The following is a 19,578-nucleotide window of genomic DNA, read 5'->3' on the forward strand; positions in this document are numbered from 1 at the left end:
AACTTTCGAGGATGTGTTTCACTGTTTAATTATCAAGGATCTTTGCTGTTCCGACTCGGATCAGCTCGTTTATTTTATCACAGAACCTTTCGTTTGTCAAGAACTTTTTTAATTTATTTTTTGAAGCTCTTTCGAACTTCTTTGCCATTCTTTCGATCAGCAACTCGTTCATTTTATCAAACTTGTTTGCTTTTGTCAAGAACTTTTTTCAAGTTTTTTGAAGCAGTTTTTGCAACCCGCGGCAGCCACCCGGCTCCGAACTAGGTTTTTCTGTTTCAAAAGAACTCATTCACTGTAGCTCTCGCTGACAGCTTAGTTATAATAACACCACCAAAAGCAAAAGTCAACACCTTTTTTTCGAATTTTCTTATTTTTAGAAAAATATAGTTAATTCTGCATATTTTATATTTTATCTGACTATTTGCAATCTATTCGAAACCGTCCAAAAGAAAAGGCGCCTTCCGGCGCCCTTTCCCTTTCAACTCTTATTTCTCACGTTTACGATAAACAACTGCTCCGACCACTGCTGCTGCAGAAACGCCGAGCAGGATCACCCACAGCATCGCCTGTGTGCGGTCTCCCGTGTCCGGACTCTTTGTTGCTTTCTTCAGATAGAATACGGTATCCGCCTGGCCCTTGCTTGAAACGATCGAAATCGTATGCTTGCCTTCTGCCAGACTCTTTGTATACTCGGCCTTCAGCGTAACCTGCGTATTCTCTTTTCCAGCCGTCACATAATTCTTCGCATCAATCTCTTTCTGGTCGATGAGAACCTTTTTGAGATCCTTTGCTTCAAAATCTGCGGTGAAGGAAAGCTCCTTGCCCTGCATACCTGACTGATTGACTCCTTTGGTAATCTTCGGAAGATTCTGCGCAGTCATCGGTTTCTGTTTCAGGCCGGCAATCGCTTTTTCCAGCGCTGCCGCATAACCATCCACCGTCTTCTGCTCCGTGATATTCTTTCCGCGTACAATCGCTGCTTTTGCATCATTGACTGCTTTTACGCTCTCGTCCGTGTATTTCTTCAGATCGTTTGGAATCTTCTTCACTGCGGCATCTACTTTGCTGTAGTCCGCATCTTTATACGTAAGGCCGGCAATCGCTGCCTCGATCTTTTTTGCGTAACCGTCTACGCTCTCCTGCTCTGTGACCGGCCGCTCGGTTACGACGCTGTTCTTTGCATCTTCCAGTGCTTTTACAGACGCATCGGTATACAGACTGAGGTCCGCCGGAATCTTTTTGATGGCTTCCTCTACTTTGGAATAATCTGCTTTCCGAACCTGCAGTCCTGCCAGTGCATTTTCAATTGCTGCTGCCCAGCCGTCTACTTCTGCCTGATCCAGAATGGTTTTTCCGCTTTCTACGCTGTTGATCGCTGTCTGAAGCGGCTGAATGCTTTCTTCCGTATAAATACTCAGATCATTCGAAACTTTGGCAAGAGCCGCGTCTACGGCGCTGTAGTCCGCCGGTTTCAGGGTCAGTCCGTCAAGAGCTGCTTTCAGGTTTTCTGCAGACTGATCGACTTCCTCCTGTCTGCTGTCATCCAGATCCCATACAATGGCTTCTTTTGCCGCATTCAGTGCTTTTACACTCTTTTCGGTATAAATGGATAAGTCTTTCGGAATCTTTCCCAGGAGTTCTTCCACTCCCTGATAATCTGCCGGAACCGGTTTGCGTACCAGTGCTGCAATTGCATTCTCCAGTGCTTCCGCATAAGCATCAACTGCCTGCTGCTCTTCTACCGTTTTGGTGCGGTCGATGGATGCGATGACTGCATTCAGTGCTTCCACGCTCTCTTCCGTATAGATAGAAAGATCTCCCGGAACTTTGGCAAGTACTGCATCAACTTCTGTGTAATCTGCGCCAAGAAGCGTCAGTGCGTTTACTGCTGTCTGAATGGCTGCCGCATAACCATTTACGGTTTCCTGTTCAGCTGATGGCAGGTTCTCTTTTACCGCATCTTTTGCTTTCTGAACAGCTGCCGCGCTTTCTTCTGTATACCGGCCCATGTCCTCCGGGATCAGCGCCAGCGCTTCTGTTACTTTGGTGTAATCTGCGGCTTTTACAATCACAGTGAATTCCTGTGTGAAGTCAACGCCGGTTTTCTTTCCGTCTTTGATTGTCGCCAGAAGTTTTACGGTTCCGGCATTCGTTACTTTCAGGTTTGTGCCGTCTAAAACAGCACCTGTCATTCCGGCATCCGTGATTTCCCATGTGATCTGTTTCTGATCTGCATTTTCTGGAACTGCTTTGCCCGTCAGTGCGGTGATTCCCGGGATTTCTTTCGGTATGCCCTGGATTTCTGTTACAGCTACGTACTCATAGGTTCTTATCTGGATTTCAATGGCATCTTTTGTTTCCGTTTCTGCGATCTTTGTTACAATCCAGCTTCCGTTCCAGCTGTCTGCCTTTTTAAGCAGATAATCTGCCGGAGCCTTTTTGGCCTTTTCCGTAAGATCCTTCAGATTCCAGGAAGCCGCCGCTGCGATCACAGCCTCTTTTTCTGTTTTTATTCTTTCTTTGTCATCTTTCTTTTCATCCAGATTTGTTTTTTCTGAAAGTATTCGGATTTCTCTGTTCTCTGCATCATTTTTAATCTCCGTATCTTTGCCGAGAACGTCGCCTGCTTTCAGCGAAAGCTCTCCGAACTTCCACGTTTTGGCTTCCTCTTTTGCGAATGCCATGGTTGGGAACATCGTCACGATCAGAAGCATGGACAGTACAAACGAAAGCATTTTTTTCGTTTTCTTCATAACACAAATCCTCCTTTCCTTTTGATTGTTTTGCAGCCGCCAGGGGCCGCAGTTTCTCTTGTTACTTTCATTATACGTGTGTCAGAAAAAGAGTCAACGGGCCGTAAAAATTCGTAAGAATTCTTGTGCATTTCCGCTAAAATACTTTCAACGTTTTTTCACAATACTTCCATGAATTTTTACGGCCCGTCAGATTTTCTTAAGATATTCCTTTATTTGTGATGAAGCACATATTTCACATACGCAATTCTGCGGCTGTCCGGTGCCCAGGAGTTGACGTTGATACTGCCCTGGCCGCCGAAAAAATCCAGCACTTTTTTCTTATTCTGTCCGTCATAATCCATCATTCCAAGCGATACATACATGTTCGGCAGATGCTCATTCGGTTCCAGCTCACCTTTAGCGAAGGTCAGGTAAATGACGTGTTTTCCATCCGGCGAAACGTGGCCGAACCAGTTGTTGGCATCGAAATCGGTCATCTGGGTGAGACCGCTGCCGTCACGGTTCATCCGCCATACCTGCATCAGACCGCTTCTGGTGCTGTTGAACCAGATGTGCTTTCCGTCCGGTGAATACTCCGGACCGTCGTTGTAGCCTTTGCCGTCCGTCAGGCAGGTTTCCTCGCCGCCGTCTGATGGAATCGTACAGATCTCAATGCGCATAGTCTCCTCCTCCGGCTTTTTGCGGAAGGCACAGTACGCAAGCTCTTTTCCGTCCGGCGACCAGCCGTGCAGATAGCTGAGACCCGGTCCGGTGAGGTCTTTTGGTTCACCGCCTGTCATCGGGAGCACGTAGATGTGGGATTCATACGTTCCATCTGTGAGTTCCGGCGGCATGCAGCTTACCGCCAGCAGCTGGTTGTCCGGTGACGGAACGTGGTCATTGTTGCACTGCACGCAGAAACCGGTATCAACCTGCTCCACATGGTCTTTGTCGATCTCATAGCGGTAGATTTTTCCATCCGCATTATAAAGCAGGGTGTTTCCATCGTTCAGCCAGTTCGGTGCCTCGATGATTCCCGGAAACTCATGCAGCACGGTTTCTTCTCCGGTCTCCACATCCATCGTGCAGAGAATACTGTCGGTGTTGTCTCTGTCCCCTGTCCATCCGGAGAGCATTTTTCCGGCGCGGCAGGTATCCTCCAGTGTTGCCGCATCCATATCCACAATCTGCAGTGCACCGTTTGCGCGGGCGAACTGGAAGCAGGCTTTCAGATCAACCATGCCTTTTCCAAGCAGCGCTTCCTGGCCGGTGATTTTCATATCTTTATAATGAACGGCTTTGACTCGGTCCGCATGCGCCCAGAGGAACTCTTCCGGGTCGACGCCGCCGCAGTACATCCAGCCGGCATCTACTTCTGCTCCGACTTTTTCACCGCAGGCTTCCAGGAGATATTCGTACGCTGTTTTTCCATTCACGCGGATACAGATATCTTCTTTTTCGTTGTGGATCAGAAGACCTGCTCCGGCTTTTTCCAGTTCTTCTGCCAGTTCGCGGTATCTTGCAGCGGTTTCATCCAGAACATCTTTTGTCAGGCGTGCCGGGCTCTTTACGACAAACCAGGAAATGTGGTATTTCTGCGCCAGTTCTGTAAGAATGGCAAGTTCTCTTTCATAGTGGTATTCATCCAGGAAAATGTGGACCGCATGAACCTCAATGTGGTATTTTGCAAGCAGCGGCATTGCCTGCTCCAGATCCTCCGGGATCCAGAAACCGTAGTCCCTGGCATCAACACGGAATCCGAGACACGGCTCGATCTGGCGGTAGCCTGCCTCATAGATTTTCTTTAAAAATCCTTCGGGATCCTGTTTCCATTCTTTGGATACCCCATACATCTGTACACCAAAATACATATTTGTTTCCTCCTTCTCCAGATCCGCTGTTTCCCCATTTTCAGCGGATTTTCTTTTCCTCCATTTTACCACATTTCTTCTATTATAGATATGATTTTTCCTGTCAGTTATAAGAAACACGCTTTGCGTAAAAAAGGCGCCCCGTATGTGTTTTTTCCACATACGGAACGCCTTTTTCCGCCATTTTTTTCAGGGCCTGGTTATTCTTATACAAACTGGTTCGTTTTCTCATCGTACTCATAGTCGATGAGCGCCAGTTTTTCCCGCAGATCGGATTCCTCTGTCTGCATGGCCGCGCAGAATTCTGCGAGCGACGGGTAAAAATCTCTTAACTGCGTATTGACATAGCTCAGCAGCATTACGGGATCTTTCGGCATCATTCGTCTACTACCTCCACACCTGGTTTGATCATTGCCTTCAGGCCGCCGTTTTCCACATCCAGAAGGATCGTATCGCCCTCGCTGACCTGACCGCCAAGGATCAGTTTTGCGGTGCTGGTTTCTACCTCTTTCTGTACGAAACGTTTCAATGGACGGGCGCCGTAAACAGGGTCGTAGCCGCCCTCAATGACAAACTGTTTTGCAGCCGGGCTCAGTTCGACGGTAAGCTCCTGGTCTGCCAGACGTTTGTTCAGTCCTTTCAGCAACAGATCTACGATATGACCAATGTTGTCTTTTGTCAATGGTTTGAACATAATTGTTTCATCCAGACGGTTCAGGAACTCCGGACGGAAGTGTGCACGCAGATCCTGCATGACCAGGTTTCTCGCCTCTTCGGAGATGCTGCCGTCGTCCTGAATGCCGTCCAGCAGATACTGGGATCCGATATTGGAGGTCATGATCAGGATCGTATTTTTAAAGTCTACGGTACGGCCCTGGGAGTCGGTGATACGGCCGTCATCGAGTACCTGCAGCAGAACGTTGAAGACGTCCGGATGCGCTTTCTCGATCTCATCGAACAGAACAACAGAATATGGTTTTCTGCGCACTGCCTCGGTCAGCTGGCCGCCCTCCTCGTAGCCTACATATCCCGGAGGCGCTCCGATCAGACGGGAGACGGAGTATTTCTCCATGTATTCACTCATATCGATTCGAACCATGTTGTTCTCATCATCAAACAGCTTTTCTGCCAACGTTTTCGCAAGCTCTGTTTTACCGACACCGGTAGGTCCAAGGAACAGGAACGAACCGATCGGTTTTGTCGGATCCTTGATTCCGGCTTTGGAACGGATGATCGCATCCGAAACCTTGGTGACTGCTTCATTCTGGCCGATAACTCTCGTGTGAAGTTCATCTTCCAGGCCGAGGATCTTAGTTCTCTCGCCTTCGGTCAGTTTTGCAACCGGGATTCCGGTCCAGCGGGAGACAATTCTGGCAATCTCTTCATCCGTTACACTCTCGTGTACCAGTGAGAGATCTTCATTTTTAACTTTTTTCTCTTCTGCTTCCAGCATCTGCTGTAATTTCGGGAGTTCACCGTACTGCAGTTCAGCGGCGCGGTTCAGATCGTAATCATTCTTTGCTTTCTGGATCTGGCGGTTCATGTCCTCGATCTGCTCACGCAGTTTGGACAGTTTCTCAACGGAACTCTTTTCATTTTCCCACTGTGCCTTTGCAGAATTGAAGGTATCCTTTAACTCAGCCAGCTCTTTCTGCAGTGTTTCCAGACGCTCGCGGCTCAGATTGTCGGTCTCTTTTTTCAGTGCGGCTTCCTCGATCTGCATCTGCAGAATCTTACGGCGCTGCTCATCCAGCTCGGCCGGCATGGAATCCAGTTCTGTCTTGATCAGAGCGCATGCCTCGTCGACCAGGTCGATTGCTTTATCCGGCAGGAAACGGTCGCTGATGTAACGGTTCGAAAGGGTTGCGGCTGCAACGAGGGCACCGTCGGTGATTTTTACGCCGTGGTAAACTTCGTAGCGCTCTTTTAAGCCACGCAGGATGGAAATCGTATCCTCTACGGTCGGCTCATCAACCTGAACCGGCTGGAAACGGCGCTCCAGGGCGGCATCTTTTTCGATGTACTGGCGGTACTCATCCAGCGTTGTGGCACCGATGCAGTGCAGTTCGCCTCGTGCCAGCATAGGTTTCAGCATGTTTCCGGCATCCATCGCGCCGTCGGTCTTTCCGGCGCCGACGATCAGGTGCAGCTCATCGATGAACAGAATGATTTTTCCGTCGCTCTTTCTGACTTCCTCCAGAACAGCTTTCAGACGCTCCTCGAATTCGCCGCGGTATTTTGCTCCGGCTACCAGGGCTCCCATATCGAGGGAGAAAATGGTTTTATCTTTCAGGCTCTCCGGTACATCGCCGTTGGCGATTCGCTGGGCCAGGCCTTCTACGACTGCGGTTTTACCAACACCAGGCTCACCGATCAGAACCGGATTGTTTTTTGTCTTACGGGACAGGATACGGACAACGTTCCGAATTTCGGTATCACGGCCGATAACCGGGTCCATTTTCTGGTTTCTGGCTTTTTCTACGATATCCTGGCCATATTTTTCCAGGGTGTCGTATGTTGCCTCCGGGTTGTCGGTGGTAACTCTCTGGTTTCCGCGCACGGTGCTTAATGCCTGCAGGAAACGTTCTCTTGTGATGCCGTACTCCTGAAACAGTTTTTTCATGGACGGGCTTGGGTTTTTCAGCATTGCCAGGAAGAGGTGTTCTACGGAAACATACTCGTCTCCCATGGCTTTCGCCTCATCCTCAGCATTTATCAGTGCTTTATTCAGATACTGACCGATATACGGCTGACCGCCGGATACTTTGACGCGGTCGTTCAGCGCCGTCTCGACACGGTTCAGAAAATGATCTTTGTTGATTTCCATCTTTTCGATCATTTTCAGAATCAGGCTGTCGTCCTGATGCAGGAGGTTATACAACAGATGCTCCTGCTCTATTTCCTGGTTGCCGAAATCGTATGCGGTCTTTTCCAGGTCCTGTACAGCCTGCAGCGATTTTTGTGTGAATTTACTAATATTCATAATCGGCTTCCTCCTTATCTATTTGGGTGCTAACATTCGCTCCGAACAAAAAGAGCGTTGATGTGAATTTTCTTTTCTTTCTTTGTTCTAGTCGTACTATAACACTAGTTATTAGCACTGTCAAGAGGTGAGTGCTAATTTTTTTTATTTTTCCCGACGCTCCTTTTCTCCCTCCCCCCCTAAAAGATTTTTATTCATCGCCGTACACAGCAATAAAATGAATCAGTGCCTCTGTTTCGGAACTGGCATACTTTTTGGCAGATGCTTCCAGCGGCTGTGATTGATATGCTTCAAACGAATCGCCCTCGTCGCGTCCAGATATGTAGCGATTATCATTTAGTTTCCACTTCCTCATTTCTTCAAAATAAGCAGTATTCGCCATTTCCGAATTCCAGTCCATTCGCTCCAGCAGATAATACTCCATTCCATGATAACATTCTTCGCAAATTCCCGTAAAAAATTCTTCTGCTGTCTGAGATGTTAAATGCTCTGGAGCATACCATATTTCGTTCTCTTCATTATTATATAATGCAACGCAATTCGATGATCCTGTCTCTTTCACATACAGCGGAATTTCGGGAATTCCAAGTCGTTCTGTTTCAAGCCGTACCATCTTCTGCGCTGCAATTGTTCTTTCTTCCAGTGTTTTTTGCCTCCATTCGCTCTCCTTTAAGCTCAGCAGAAATTCTTTATTTTCCTGAAAAATGTTCTCCTGATTCTGGACGAGATTATAGTCCTTTTTTCGTTCGTAAAGTTCTGCCACTCCGGACGGAGACTCAAGCTTCCAATATATCATCATACAAGTCGGTACCATACTCACGCATACTGAAACAAACAGAAATGCGTTTAAGTCACTTCTTTTTAATCTCCAGAATTTTTTCGGAGAATATTTTCGTTTTTTTCTATGTAAATCTCTTAAAACCGTAACAAGAAATATCCCATCCAGCACTGCAAGAAACAACACAATTTTCAGTGAATATTGGGCAAATAAAAACAGCATCAGTATGCTCGGCGGAAATGTATAGAATAAAACTTCATTTGCAGTTCCATCTGCGCAGTAGCTTCGAATGGGTGAGGCCAGCCACAAAATCAGGCACAGCGCATAGGCAAAAAGCATTGTCCCCGACGAAATATGGACGGAACATTCTGTAATATATACCTCAACCTGTTTCACATACATCACATACAAGATACAGATCGGATATAAAATCGAGCTTTTGCTCAACCAGTATGCCGCTGATTTTCTTTCCCGTCTTCTTTTCTGTTCCTCCATATCAGATCCCCCTGATTTTTCTTTTGTTTTATTTGAAATACTTGTATGTTTATTTTAGCGTAATTTTTCGTTTTTGCCTATCCTTCGTTTTTCAGTTGAATCTTTCTGTAAAAACCAAAATTGCGAAACCCTGTTTTGGCAGGACTCCGCAATCTCTTTTTCCTATTTACTTTATGATACATGACGGGCAGCATATTTCATTTTCTGGTTTCCGGCGCATTTCTTAAAATACTGCCGGATCGCATCTTCGTTCATATCGTTTCCGATAAACACAGCCTGGCCGGCGTTTTTCTGTTCTGTGCCGGTGATGCTGTAGCGGTGATCGGCGACATCAAATTGGAGAAACTGGTCTCCGGCTGCGAACTGTCCTTTTGCACGGATGATATTTCCAAACGCTCCGCGAATGATCTGTTCCAGAAAACACCACAGGGTTTCCGGTGCCTCCATTCGGATATTTTCGAAGGAGAAGGTCTCCGGCATCTTTTCGCCGCTCTGCGTATCCTGTACTTCTTTCTCATATCGGCCGCCCAGCAGCAGGCTCTGGTAATCTTCCCGTGTCATCGTGGATGCATAATCCGTGATGATTTTTGCCTGCGGGTTAATTTCCTGCAGAAATTTCTGGATGCGCTGTTTTTCTTCCGCCTGGCATGCTTCTGTTTTGGAAACAATGATCGTATCCGCGCTTCGGATCTGATCCTGATACAGCTCGGGATATTCCGCCATATAGCGGCGGTAACTGTAAACATCCACAATAGTGACCGGCGAGAGAAGCTGAATTCTCTCGTACTCGATCTGACGCAGATTTTCTATAATCCGGGCGAGACTTCCGACGCCTGTCGGTTCTACGATCAGGTATTCCGGGTCTACCACATTGGCAATGGTCAGCACGGATGCTGCAAAATCCTTTTTCCCGATGCAGCAGATGCACTGCTCTGTCATTTCCCATACATTTTTCTGCGTTCCTTGCCGGTTCTGGCCAAGACGTGCGCCGTCGATTCCTGCGGCTCCATATTCATTTTCCAGTATGGCAAACCGCTGATCGACGTTCCTGGCCAGCCGTTTGATAAATGTTGTTTTTCCCGCGCCCAAAAAGCCGGATACGATCAATATTTTCATACGTTTCCTTTTTCAGTCAAATTTTCAAATCATCAGTCAGCCAATTTAACGACTGGTTTGATTAAATCCTTCGGTTTATCTCTCATGAGGAACAGTGCTTCTTCCAGATGATCCCATCCATCAAACACATGTGTGGACAGCGGGCTGACATCCAGCTTGCCTGCCGAAACAAGAGCTCCCAGTTTTTCCATGCGGAGTCTTCCGCCAGGCATCAGGCCTCCGTTAATCTGTTTGTGACCCATTCCAACGCCCCACTCTACACGCGGAATATCAATGTTGTCACCGGATCCAAGATAGTTTACATTTCCGATCTTTCCGCCCGGTTTCAGGCATTTTACTGCTTCTGCAAAGGTTTCTACACCACCGCCGGCGATGACTACTTTATCAACACCTTTTCCATCTGTCATATCAAGTACCTGCTGGAAAATCGGTCCGTTCTTGTAGCTGACAAAATCCGTTGCGCCGTATTTTTTTGCCGCTTCTACGCAGACCGGTCTCGTTCCGACAGCAATGATTCTCGATGCGCCGCGCATATTCGTTCCGGCTACCGACATCAGACCAACTGGTCCGATTCCGATGACAAGAACTGTATCACCAAACTGTACATCGGCAAGCTCTACGCCGTGGAATCCGGTCGGCACCATATCGGAAAGCATGCACGCGTCGACAACATTGATGTTTTTCGGAAGCAGCGCAAGGTTTCCATCGGCATCATTTACATGAAAGAATTCAGAAAAGACACCATCTTTGAAGTTGGAGAATTTCCAGCCTGCCAGCATTCCGCCGGAGTGCATGGAATAACCAGCCTGTGCTTCCAGAGAATTCCAGTCCGGAGTGATGGCCGGCACAAGAACCCGGTCTCCCGGTTTGAAATCTTTTACGAGCTCTCCGACTTCCACAACCTCTGCACAGCACTCATGGCCCAGAATCATGTTATGACGGTCACCGATGGCCCCTTCCCATAAAGTGTGGACATCTGATGTGCAGATGGCAACTGCCAGTGGACGGCAAATGGCATCCATCGGCCCGCATTTCGGGCGTTCTTTCTCGATCCATCCGGATTCACCGATTTTCAGCATTGCATAACCTTTCATATCTTTTGCTCTCCTTTCAGATTGTTAATGATTTATCGATTCCTATGATTCGAATATATCACTAATAGGTTACTAATTCAACAGAAAAGTCACGGAATATCGTAGAATATTCCGTGACTTTTTTATAGCTTTTGCACAATAGATTACTTATAGATACTTTTTATCAAATTCTGCACCGACCGCATTCCCATACCGAAACGGCTGCAGCCGGCTTTCTGCATTTCCTGTATAGTTTCCAGACTGCGGATTCCACCGGCGGCCTTGATCTGAATGCGACCGGCGGCTTCACGGCTCATGATTCGAACCTGCTCCACGGTGGAAGGACAGCCGGGATACCATCCGGTGCTCGTCTTTACATAATCCGCACGGCCTTTCACACACAGATCCACTGCCTGGCAGATTTCCTGCTCCGTCAGCTGCGGTGCCTCGATGATCACCTTAAAAATCGCCGAAGGCACCTGCTCCCGGATGGCCAGAAGTTCTTCTTTTACATAAGAAAATTCGTGGCTTCTGAATGCCGTAAGATTCATCACCATGTCGATTTCCCGGCAGCCAGCCTCCCACAGTTCTTTTGCCTGCCGCTTCTTCTGTCCGGTCGTATCTCCGCCGCCCGGAAAGCTTACCACGCCTCCCGCATGGATTTCTCTGGTGTCCTGCAGCCGTTCTGCCACATGGGCGCTGAACGCCGGCAAGGTAAACACAGCAGCCAGACGATATTTCTTTGCCAGCTCCACCATCGCATCAATTTCATCCATTGTATGAAATGCCTGTACACAGCTGATATCAATCTGCCGCATCAGTTTCTTCTGTTCTTCTGTCTCATCGCTCATTTACTCCGTCCTTTTCCCGAAATCTCCACCTCGTACTTGCTTCCGATGATCCGCACATGGTCAATGCTCACCGGCCGGTTCTGCCAGTAGGTGACTCTGTGCACCACAAGAAGCGCATCCTTCGGCTCCGTTTTCAGAACCTGGGCTTCCATAAAGGTCGCGGATTTCGCTGAAATTCTGTCTCGTGTCTCATCAATCTGCAAGCCGAATTTCTCCTCCAGAAACTGATACAGCGCTACAAACTGATTCTCATACGCTTCGATGCCAGGGACTTTCGCATATTCGATATAATTTTCCATCAGCGTAACAGGCTCTTCATCCGCAAGCTGCAGCCGCTGAATCCTCGCCACGCTGGTTCCCTCCGGAATTTCCAGTTCATCGGCGAGCTGTTTGTCCGCCGAAATGATGTCGATCATCATATCTGACGTCGTTACCCGATATCCTTTTTTCATCAGGGATTCCGTGACCGATGTGACCTTGTTATAATTCTGAATTGCCTTATGATTCAGCACCCTCGTTCCAGAACCCTGGCGAACCTCAACCAGTCCCTCCTGCACCAGCATCTTTACTGCATTCCGTACCGTAGTACGGCTGACCTGATAGATTTTCTCCAGTTCACACTCCTTCGGCAGAAATCCCCCGACAGGATATGTTCCCTTATTGATCTCGTTTTTCAGTCTGCTGTAAACCTTCACATAAGCCGGTGCATTTTTCATCTTCTTCCCCTCCCGTGAAATATCAATATCCGCTTTTTGATCCTTTTTGCAGTATACCATATTTTGACGGCACAATCGAGTCCCAAAGAAGAGTTCCTGTTTTCTGCTTTGTCACCGACACATACTCTGCCAGACGCACAGAAAAAAGGCAGACGCATGTCATTTCTTTATGACTCACATCTGCTCTGCATGAATCTTCTTTTTTCTGCTGTCTGCGAAATACTTCCATTCTCCAGAAGCAAATCTCTCTTTCTGCGGTGTAAATTTTTGTTACAAATTTTTTATTGTTCTTTTCTATTTTTTCGTATCAAACCGCATCACCGCCATGTGCACCACGTACGGCACCAAGATGACCGGGATTGCCAGGTATGCCAGGATGCTGTACGCCTTCTGGATCAGCGTCAGCAGACCAAACTGTGCGATGAGGAAGTCTGCGATGCAGCAAGCGAGGGCGGCGAGGATCTGGGTGCGGCTGATTTTGCCTGCGGTTTCTGTTCTGCTGCTTCGTTCAGCGAGACCGGCGTGGATTCGTTTGACCATGGCGGCAACCATGTTGACGGCTGTGGATACGGCACCGAGGATGATCAGTACGGAAATCAGCGGTGTCATGAATTTACTGCCGACGCCCTGCTGAACCATAAATAATGTCGGGACGCTCTGCTGGCTCATTTCCGGGTTCTGGTATACGGTCATGATTCCGAGGACGACCATGATCATCAGAAGGGCATTTAATACGGCACCGACTGCCATGCTCTTTCCGGCATCCTGCGGTTTTTCGAAGGATTTGGCATGCTGGACGAAGACTGCGACATTGGCAAGCTGGAAGGTTCCGTAGAGGAATGCGGCGTACAGGGCTTTGCCGAATGGGAGGTCTGCGGTTTTCATGGCGTTTACAGTATCGCCGATCTTTCCGGCTCCGGCGATGATGTTCGGGACGTAGACGATCAGCAGACCGGCGATAATGCAGATGGACAGCACTGACGCTACTTTCCGCACCAGATCCGTTCCGAATACCGAAACGACGAAAATAATTTTCCAGTTTCATAACGATTCTCCCTTCTTCCTAACAAGCAAAAGGGCGTACTGACCTTCTGTTGGTCAATACGCCCTTGTATCTCCGATGTGCTTTAGTATATCACAGTTTTAACGCGAATGCACTCAATTTTAAGCAAAACGCAAAAGATCCCGGGATTTTTCTCTCCCGGGATCTGAAAATTCTTACTATGTAATTCCTTTTTAAACCACACGTCTTACCGCAAGAATCGTGGTATACGCTGCGTTGCTGCTGATCTTGATACCGTCGCGCTCATTGCTTGCGTGTACGATTGCACCGCCGCCGATGTAGATGGCTACGTGGCCGCTGTAGCAGATAATATCGCCCGGCTGAGCCTCGGCATAAGATACACCGCGTCCTACACCACGCAGTGCACTGGAGGAATGCGGAAGGTCGTATCCGAAGTGTGCGTAAACGCTCATGATAAAACCAGAGCAGTCAGCTCCGTTGGTAAGGCTTGTGCCGCCCCATACGTATGGATTTCCAATAAACTGTGTTGCATAGGATACGATGGCACTTCCGGTTGCGCTTCCGGTGCTGCTGGAGCTGCTGGAATCATCCGAGCTGCTGGTATCGCTGGACGAAGAATCATCGTAAGAGCTTCCTCCGTTAGACGGTGTTGTTGTCGTGGTGGAGCTTCCTGTGCTGGACGGTGTGTTGTCTGCCGTTGTTGCATTATTTGCAGCACTGCTTGCGGCTGCTTCTGCCTGTCTTGCAGCTTCTGCCTGGCGCGCTGCCTCGGCTGCTTCTGCTGCCTGACGTGCCTCTTCTGCTTTTCTTGCTTCCTCAGCGGCTTTCGCTGCTTCTTCGGCTGCAATCTCTTCCTGAATCTGCTGGATCTTTGCGTTCTGTTCTGCCAGGACTGCGTTGTACTGTGCAGCCATGTCATTCAGGTCTGCAATCTGGTTCTCGTAGTCATCGGAAACGGCTTTCTTCTGCTCGAGCATTTCCTCGAGGGACTGCTGCTGTGCTTCCTGCTCTGCCTCGCTGGCTTCCAGGTCTGCTTTCTCGTCTGCGAGCTGATTGCTGTAATCCGTTACCTGCTGTACCAGATCCATGTACTCCTGCAGGCACTCTCTGTCGTATTTGTATAATTTCTGGGTGTACTCAGCCTGGTTCAGGATGCTGCTTAAATCTTTTCCTTCCAGAATCAGTGCTGCCCAGCCGTTGTCTCCGCCGCTTTCATAGAGGAATTTGATACGTTTTTTCATCTGCTCGTACTGCTCGTCCTCTTCTGCCTGTGCGTCACTTAATTTTTTCTGAGTATCTTCAATCTCAGTCTGTTTCTCTGCAATTTCATTTTTCAGATTTTCAACGGATGCCATGGTTACGACAAGCTGTGCGTCCAGGTCATCAATCTCGCCGGTAATCTGATTCTTTTTAGTTTCCAGATCGTCGATTTCTGCTTTTGCGTTGTCAAGCTGTGCGCTGGTCTCGGCCTGTGCTGCCTGCTGCTGCTGTAACTGCTCCTGTTTCGAGGCGCTTACTGTCATTACCTGAGCTGCACTTACGATCACTGCTAAACTTAAGGCAAGAAATTTTTTTCTCATTCTTTCACTCCCAAATTGATTCGTTGTATGTAGGTTTCTTTGTTTCAGGTTTCCCTGTTTCTTAGAAATTCAATTATTCTGTAACAATTTTGAAATATTTTTCCCAATTCTTTTACATAATATCACAATTCACAAATGGATGCAAGGAAAAATATCCCGACTTTTTGTAAACAATTCGTGAACAGTAACGATACATGTTATTTTACCTTCTGTACACTCACACAACTCAATTTGTATTGATCCGGCGAGGAAAGCGCATCGCCGTCAGGGATTGAAAAGTCCTCTGCGGAGAATTTCGCACAGAGTGCCCGGTACTGATCCTCTGTAAAGTACGGCACCGCATCCTGATTCCATTCCAGACTGATTTCCTGATCGGTCACGCCGCGCGTTACAATTTTCCCGCCTTCAAAATCCTTTTGTTTCATTTCTTTTAACGCATTGTAAACTGCAGTTCCATAATCCAGACGTACTTTCAACACGGCATTGGCGTACTCCTCCACGCCGCCGTTTGCGATCAGTGCTCCGCCTGCCGCAGATGCTGCTGCGCCAAGTACATTCTGATACGATGCACCGTCCGAGAAGAGAATCTGTCCGCCCTCACCATACCAGCTTTTGATTTTTTCCAAATACGACGGTGATACGCTGCTGCTTTTCCGATACGTATAATCCAGCGTGATGCTGTTTTCTCCAAGTCCCAGATCCGCAGCGGCCGCCTCTGCACCGAGTGCATAACCTGTCCCGTACTTTGTTCCGTTCTCTTCGTTTTTCTGTCCGATATAGCCCAGGTGCGTGTAGCCGGCCTGTACTGCCGCATATCCTGCCAGGTAGCCGGCCTCTGATACATCAATTTCCAGGCTTTCTGTATTTCCGCGGAGACGGCTGCGGCCGCTCTCACTGACCGGTTCTGCCTCCAGCAGCAGAAAACGGACATCCTTCCAGTCGCGCTGTGCATCGTAAACGGCGCGGCTCATGCTCGTTCCGGCACAGACGATAACGGATGCTCCCTTCTGCGCCGCCTCTTTGATGGTGTTTTCATAGTCCTCTGTTGTCCGTCCTGCCGGAACACTTGCTTCATATTTCAGACCGCTCTCGTCTCCATACTGCGCAAGACCGTTCCATGCTGACTGATACACGGCATCGGAAGCTACCTCACTGCCGTCGGTTACCAGCACCAGATCCACTGGTTCCGTCTTTTCTTTTCCGCAGCCGCCCAGCAGCAGCAACGACACTGCGCCAAGACAGAGCGCCCATTTCCAGCTCTTTCGCATGTTTACTCCCCTTGTATTTTTATTTTCCAGATTTTTTCTTTTGTATTTCTGATCTGCGTCTTTCACGCACCTTCTAGTATAGACAATTCCAGCGCAAAAAGAAAGAGAGAATACACGAACTACAAAGTTTTTTTGTATTCTCTCTTATTTTTTATAGAAGATATTTTACTGGAACAGATCGTTCAGGATTTCTGCCGGTTTCTTCCTGCGGTAGCCTTCACTGTCACTTAAGATACTGCTGCTCCAGGTGAAATGATTCACACCGGTCAGATAGGACCGGTCAAGAACTTTTACACCATACCGCTCATACGCAACCGGATAATACATTTTCATGTATTCATTTGCCAGCTCAATAGCTTCACTGTTAATGCTTCCTGTTGAAGAAACGGTTCCGCCAAGCTGAATATACGGCGGTGTCGCATGAATGACAACCACGCTGCCGTCCGAGCACTGGCCAATGACAATCCAGACATGACCGCTCTTGCTGACCACATCACCCGGCGTAAATTTCTGGGACGTATCGCCTGTCACGCAGGTTCCCCAGCCTTTTCTTGCAAAGTAGGCCGGCATTCCAGTGGAGGTTGTCGTTGCATACTCTTTCGTCACCTGATGTGCGGTCCATCCGACATAGCCGGAACAGTCAAGACCTTTTCCGTACTCATACAGATGATCGGAATAGTTGTAGGTGGAATTCTGTGTATTGAAGAATTGTTTCCACTGCGCATTGACGCCGTAACTCTCTGCCTCTGCGTCTGTGTGGCCGCCTCCCCAGATATACAGGGTGTTTCCAAGCGGAAGCAGTGCATTTTTCAGAAAGTTCCGTACGGTGCGGACACCGATCTGCGCGGACGGTTCAAATCCGTCCGGACTCTGTACCAGCTTGCCGTCCTCATCGAACACATACGTTTTTCCGTCGATCACCTGTTTTCCGGTTATCATGCCGCCCCAGTTTCGGAAATAGTATGTATTTCCGCCAATCGACTGCCAGCCGATTGCCATTTTCGAGTCAGATCCAAGGTAATAGAGGTTATTATCATAGGTAATAAACGCATTCTTGTACATGCCGCCCCAGCTTCTCGGATAATAATAGTTATAATCCCAGTATACCCAGCCGCTTGTCGCCATAACGCCGTTTTTGTCTACATAATAATAGTTTCCGTCGTACTGAAACAGCTCGTCATCTCTTCTGGTTCCATTGGCGTTGATCCAGTAATACGTTCCGTCCAGAAGCAGCCAGCCCGTATGGCTTGTGCCGTCCTCATCGAAATAATATGTTTTTCCGCCGTTCTGCACCCAGCCGGTGGCAAATGTTCCATCTGAATTGGCATAGTATGTTTTACCGCCGATGGTAAATGTCTGATCATGGTACAGACCGCCCCAGCTCTGGAATGCGTATTTTGTTCCGCCGATGGTATGAATTCCGGTGTACATGCCGCCCCAGCTTCGGAAATAGTAGCGGTTTTTGTCGTAGGTGATCCATTCAGACGATGCCATCGTACCGTCTTCTTTCATCCAGTACCAGTTGTTGTCATATTTCACCCAGCCGGTCTGAAGCGACGTATCCTTGTTGATCCAGTAATACGTTCCGTTGGTCAGATACCAGCCCTCTTTTGTAATCTGCTCGCCGTCTTCCAGAAAATAGTATTTCTTTCCATTGATATCGCAGACACCTGTATAGAAGGTTCCGTCATCTTTTGCCCAGTATTTCTTTCCCTGCCAGGTAAAAGATTCGTTATGGTAAACGCCGCCCCAGCTGTGGAAATAATATCTTGTTCCGTCAACCTCTTTCATTCCGGTGTACATCACACCGTCACCGTCGAAATAATATCGGTTGTTGTCATACGTGATCCATTCAGATGCAGCACGTGTGCCGTCCGCTTTCAGCCAGTACCATTTGCCTTCCAGCTTCAGCCAGCCGGTCTGAACAGAACCATCCTGATTGATCCAGTAAGTCTGATCTCCCAGCTGAACCCAGCCAGTCTGGCTGGCATGATAGATCGATCCGTCATTCTGCGCTATGTAGGTTTTCCCTTTTACGGTAAAGAAGGTGTTTCGATATACACCACCCCAGCTCTGGAAATAATACTCGTTTCCTCCGATGCTCTGGAAACCGTTTTTATAAATGCCGCCCCAGCTCCGGAAGTAATACAGATTGTTGTTGATTTCTTTCCAGCCGGATGTCATCATGACACCATTATCATCAAACCAGTACCAGTTATCATCGTACAGCAGCCAGCCGGTCTGCAGGACGCCGTCTTCTCTTACCCAATAATATGATGTGCCTTTTTTCAGCCAGCCTTTTTGTGTGATCTGCGCTCCCGTAGTATCATCAAATGCGCAGAGATCACCATGTCCATTCATTGTTCTGACTATTCCACGGGCAACGATACCATTTTCCTGTACATAATACATTTTTCCGCTGATGCTGAGATACACATTTCTCTGAATGCCGCCCCAGCTCTGGAAATAATAAAGGTTTCCATCTACTTCCTGAAAACCATTTTTATAGATTGCTCCGTCTCCCTTGGCATAATAAAGATTATTATCGTATGTGAACCAGCTGTTTTCTGCCATGCGGCCGTTCCGGTCCGGATCCAGCCAGTACCAGTTTCCATTCCGGTAAAGCCATCCTGTTTTCAGCTGTCCGTTCTCATAAAAATACCAGCCGCTGTCGCCTGCCTTAACCCAGCCATTCTGACTGGCCCGCACAGCAGCACCGCTGTCCTGTGAAGCCTGTGTCTGCGTTTCACTCTGTATCCCGCTCTGCTGATCCTCTGTCTCCACAGACTGGTCCATCACCGTGCTGCTCCCCACAGCACTCGCGGAAACAGTCGTCGGATGTACGCTGAGCATCAGCACCATAAAAAGTGTACCGCCCAGAAGACTTCTCAATTTTTTCTTCGATGTCATTGGCAAGTAACTCCCTTACTATATTATATCTGCTTTTCTCTCCATGTTATCATTAGAAATTATATTATCTTTTGTAATATTTTGCAATAAAAACGTAAAAAAAGAGACATTCACGAAGGAATGTCTCTTTTTTTCTGTGTTTTATTTCACGCTTTATTCTGTCTTTTCAAGACAATAT

13 protein-coding genes are annotated in these 19,578 nt (G+C 48.0%); all 13 read right to left on the bottom strand.

The features are described from left to right. Positions 1–485: 485 nt before the first annotated feature. Positions 486–2,753, bottom strand: a complete 2,268-nt coding sequence (locus DWX00_RS17925; RefSeq protein WP_118595935.1) for a hypothetical protein — start codon at positions 2,751–2,753, stop codon at positions 486–488. Positions 2,754–2,965: 212 nt separating this feature from the next. Then, positions 2,966–4,606 carry a TIM barrel protein gene (locus DWX00_RS17930; RefSeq protein WP_158578907.1) on the bottom strand — a complete coding sequence of 547 codons (1,641 nt, stop codon included), beginning with the start codon at positions 4,604–4,606 and terminating at the stop codon, positions 2,966–2,968. A gap of 206 nt (positions 4,607–4,812) precedes the next feature. After that, positions 4,813–4,986, bottom strand: coding sequence for a DUF4250 domain-containing protein (locus tag DWX00_RS17935; RefSeq protein WP_022461670.1), 174 nt, complete (start codon positions 4,984–4,986; stop codon positions 4,813–4,815). Continuing rightward, a complete protein-coding gene (gene clpB / locus DWX00_RS17940; RefSeq protein ID WP_055220290.1) occupies positions 4,983–7,589 on the bottom strand; it encodes an ATP-dependent chaperone ClpB in 2,607 nt (868 codons plus the stop codon). The genes DWX00_RS17935 and clpB overlap by 4 nt, the downstream gene beginning before the upstream one ends. A gap of 190 nt (positions 7,590–7,779) precedes the next feature. Continuing rightward, positions 7,780–8,862: a hypothetical protein gene (locus tag DWX00_RS17945; protein ID WP_117510090.1), complete on the bottom strand. Its 1,083-nt coding sequence runs from the start codon at positions 8,860–8,862 to the stop codon at positions 7,780–7,782. A 171-nt stretch (positions 8,863–9,033) separates the two neighbouring features. Further along, on the bottom strand, positions 9,034–9,978 hold the full coding sequence (locus DWX00_RS17950) for a CobW family GTP-binding protein (protein ID WP_055267686.1): 945 nt from the start codon (positions 9,976–9,978) through the stop codon (positions 9,034–9,036). A gap of 32 nt (positions 9,979–10,010) precedes the next feature. Continuing rightward, entirely contained in the window at positions 10,011–11,072 is a 1,062-nt protein-coding gene (locus DWX00_RS17955) for an NAD(P)-dependent alcohol dehydrogenase (protein ID WP_022461674.1), read from the bottom strand. A gap of 143 nt (positions 11,073–11,215) precedes the next feature. Beyond that, positions 11,216–11,902 carry a deoxyribose-phosphate aldolase gene (deoC, locus tag DWX00_RS17960; RefSeq protein ID WP_022461675.1) on the bottom strand — a complete coding sequence of 229 codons (687 nt, stop codon included), beginning with the start codon at positions 11,900–11,902 and terminating at the stop codon, positions 11,216–11,218. Then, on the bottom strand, positions 11,899–12,618 hold the full coding sequence (locus DWX00_RS17965; protein WP_055220242.1) for a GntR family transcriptional regulator: 720 nt from the start codon (positions 12,616–12,618) through the stop codon (positions 11,899–11,901). Before DWX00_RS17965 ends, deoC begins: the two co-directional genes overlap by 4 nt. Positions 12,619–12,912: 294 nt before the next feature. Continuing rightward, positions 12,913–13,614 (bottom strand): membrane protein, encoded by a 702-nt coding sequence (locus DWX00_RS17975; RefSeq protein ID WP_022461677.1) that lies wholly within the window; start codon positions 13,612–13,614, stop codon positions 12,913–12,915. A 240-nt stretch (positions 13,615–13,854) separates the two neighbouring features. Continuing rightward, complete coding sequence (locus DWX00_RS17980) at positions 13,855–15,222, bottom strand: C40 family peptidase (RefSeq protein ID WP_118595937.1); 1,368 nt, start codon at positions 15,220–15,222, stop codon at positions 13,855–13,857. Positions 15,223–15,419: 197 nt separating this feature from the next. Beyond that, a complete protein-coding gene (locus tag DWX00_RS17985) occupies positions 15,420–16,490 on the bottom strand; it encodes a BMP family ABC transporter substrate-binding protein (protein ID WP_147343055.1) in 1,071 nt (356 codons plus the stop codon). Between the two features lie 165 nt (positions 16,491–16,655). Beyond that, on the bottom strand, positions 16,656–19,400 hold the full coding sequence (locus DWX00_RS17990; RefSeq protein WP_118595938.1) for a hypothetical protein: 2,745 nt from the start codon (positions 19,398–19,400) through the stop codon (positions 16,656–16,658). Between the last annotated feature and the right edge of the window lie 178 nt (positions 19,401–19,578).

Origin of the sequence: Blautia sp. AF17-9LB, assembly GCF_003479185.1 — a bacterium.
In the GTDB taxonomy this organism is placed as follows: domain Bacteria; phylum Bacillota; class Clostridia; order Lachnospirales; family Lachnospiraceae; genus Fusicatenibacter; species Fusicatenibacter saccharivorans.

What these genes read in the sequence shown, in the direction of transcription:
- DWX00_RS17965 (WP_055220242.1), bottom strand. Translation starts at nt 12,618, where the DNA reads ATGAAAAATGCACCGGCTTATGTGAAGGTTTACAGCAGACTGAAAAAC.
- clpB (WP_055220290.1), bottom strand. Translation starts at nt 7,589, where the DNA reads ATGAATATTAGTAAATTCACACAAAAATCGCTGCAGGCTGTACAGGAC.
- deoC (WP_022461675.1), bottom strand. Translation starts at nt 11,902, where the DNA reads ATGAGCGATGAGACAGAAGAACAGAAGAAACTGATGCGGCAGATTGAT.
- DWX00_RS17935 (WP_022461670.1), bottom strand. Translation starts at nt 4,986, where the DNA reads ATGATGCCGAAAGATCCCGTAATGCTGCTGAGCTATGTCAATACGCAG.
- DWX00_RS17950 (WP_055267686.1), bottom strand. Translation starts at nt 9,978, where the DNA reads ATGAAAATATTGATCGTATCCGGCTTTTTGGGCGCGGGAAAAACAACA.
- DWX00_RS17990 (WP_118595938.1), bottom strand. Translation starts at nt 19,400, where the DNA reads ATGACATCGAAGAAAAAATTGAGAAGTCTTCTGGGCGGTACACTTTTT.
- DWX00_RS17930 (WP_158578907.1), bottom strand. Translation starts at nt 4,606, where the DNA reads ATGTATTTTGGTGTACAGATGTATGGGGTATCCAAAGAATGGAAACAG.
- DWX00_RS17985 (WP_147343055.1), bottom strand. Translation starts at nt 16,490, where the DNA reads ATGCGAAAGAGCTGGAAATGGGCGCTCTGTCTTGGCGCAGTGTCGTTG.
- DWX00_RS17955 (WP_022461674.1), bottom strand. Translation starts at nt 11,072, where the DNA reads ATGAAAGGTTATGCAATGCTGAAAATCGGTGAATCCGGATGGATCGAG.
- DWX00_RS17980 (WP_118595937.1), bottom strand. Translation starts at nt 15,222, where the DNA reads ATGAGAAAAAAATTTCTTGCCTTAAGTTTAGCAGTGATCGTAAGTGCA.
- DWX00_RS17925 (WP_118595935.1), bottom strand. Translation starts at nt 2,753, where the DNA reads ATGAAGAAAACGAAAAAAATGCTTTCGTTTGTACTGTCCATGCTTCTG.
- DWX00_RS17945 (WP_117510090.1), bottom strand. Translation starts at nt 8,862, where the DNA reads ATGGAGGAACAGAAAAGAAGACGGGAAAGAAAATCAGCGGCATACTGG.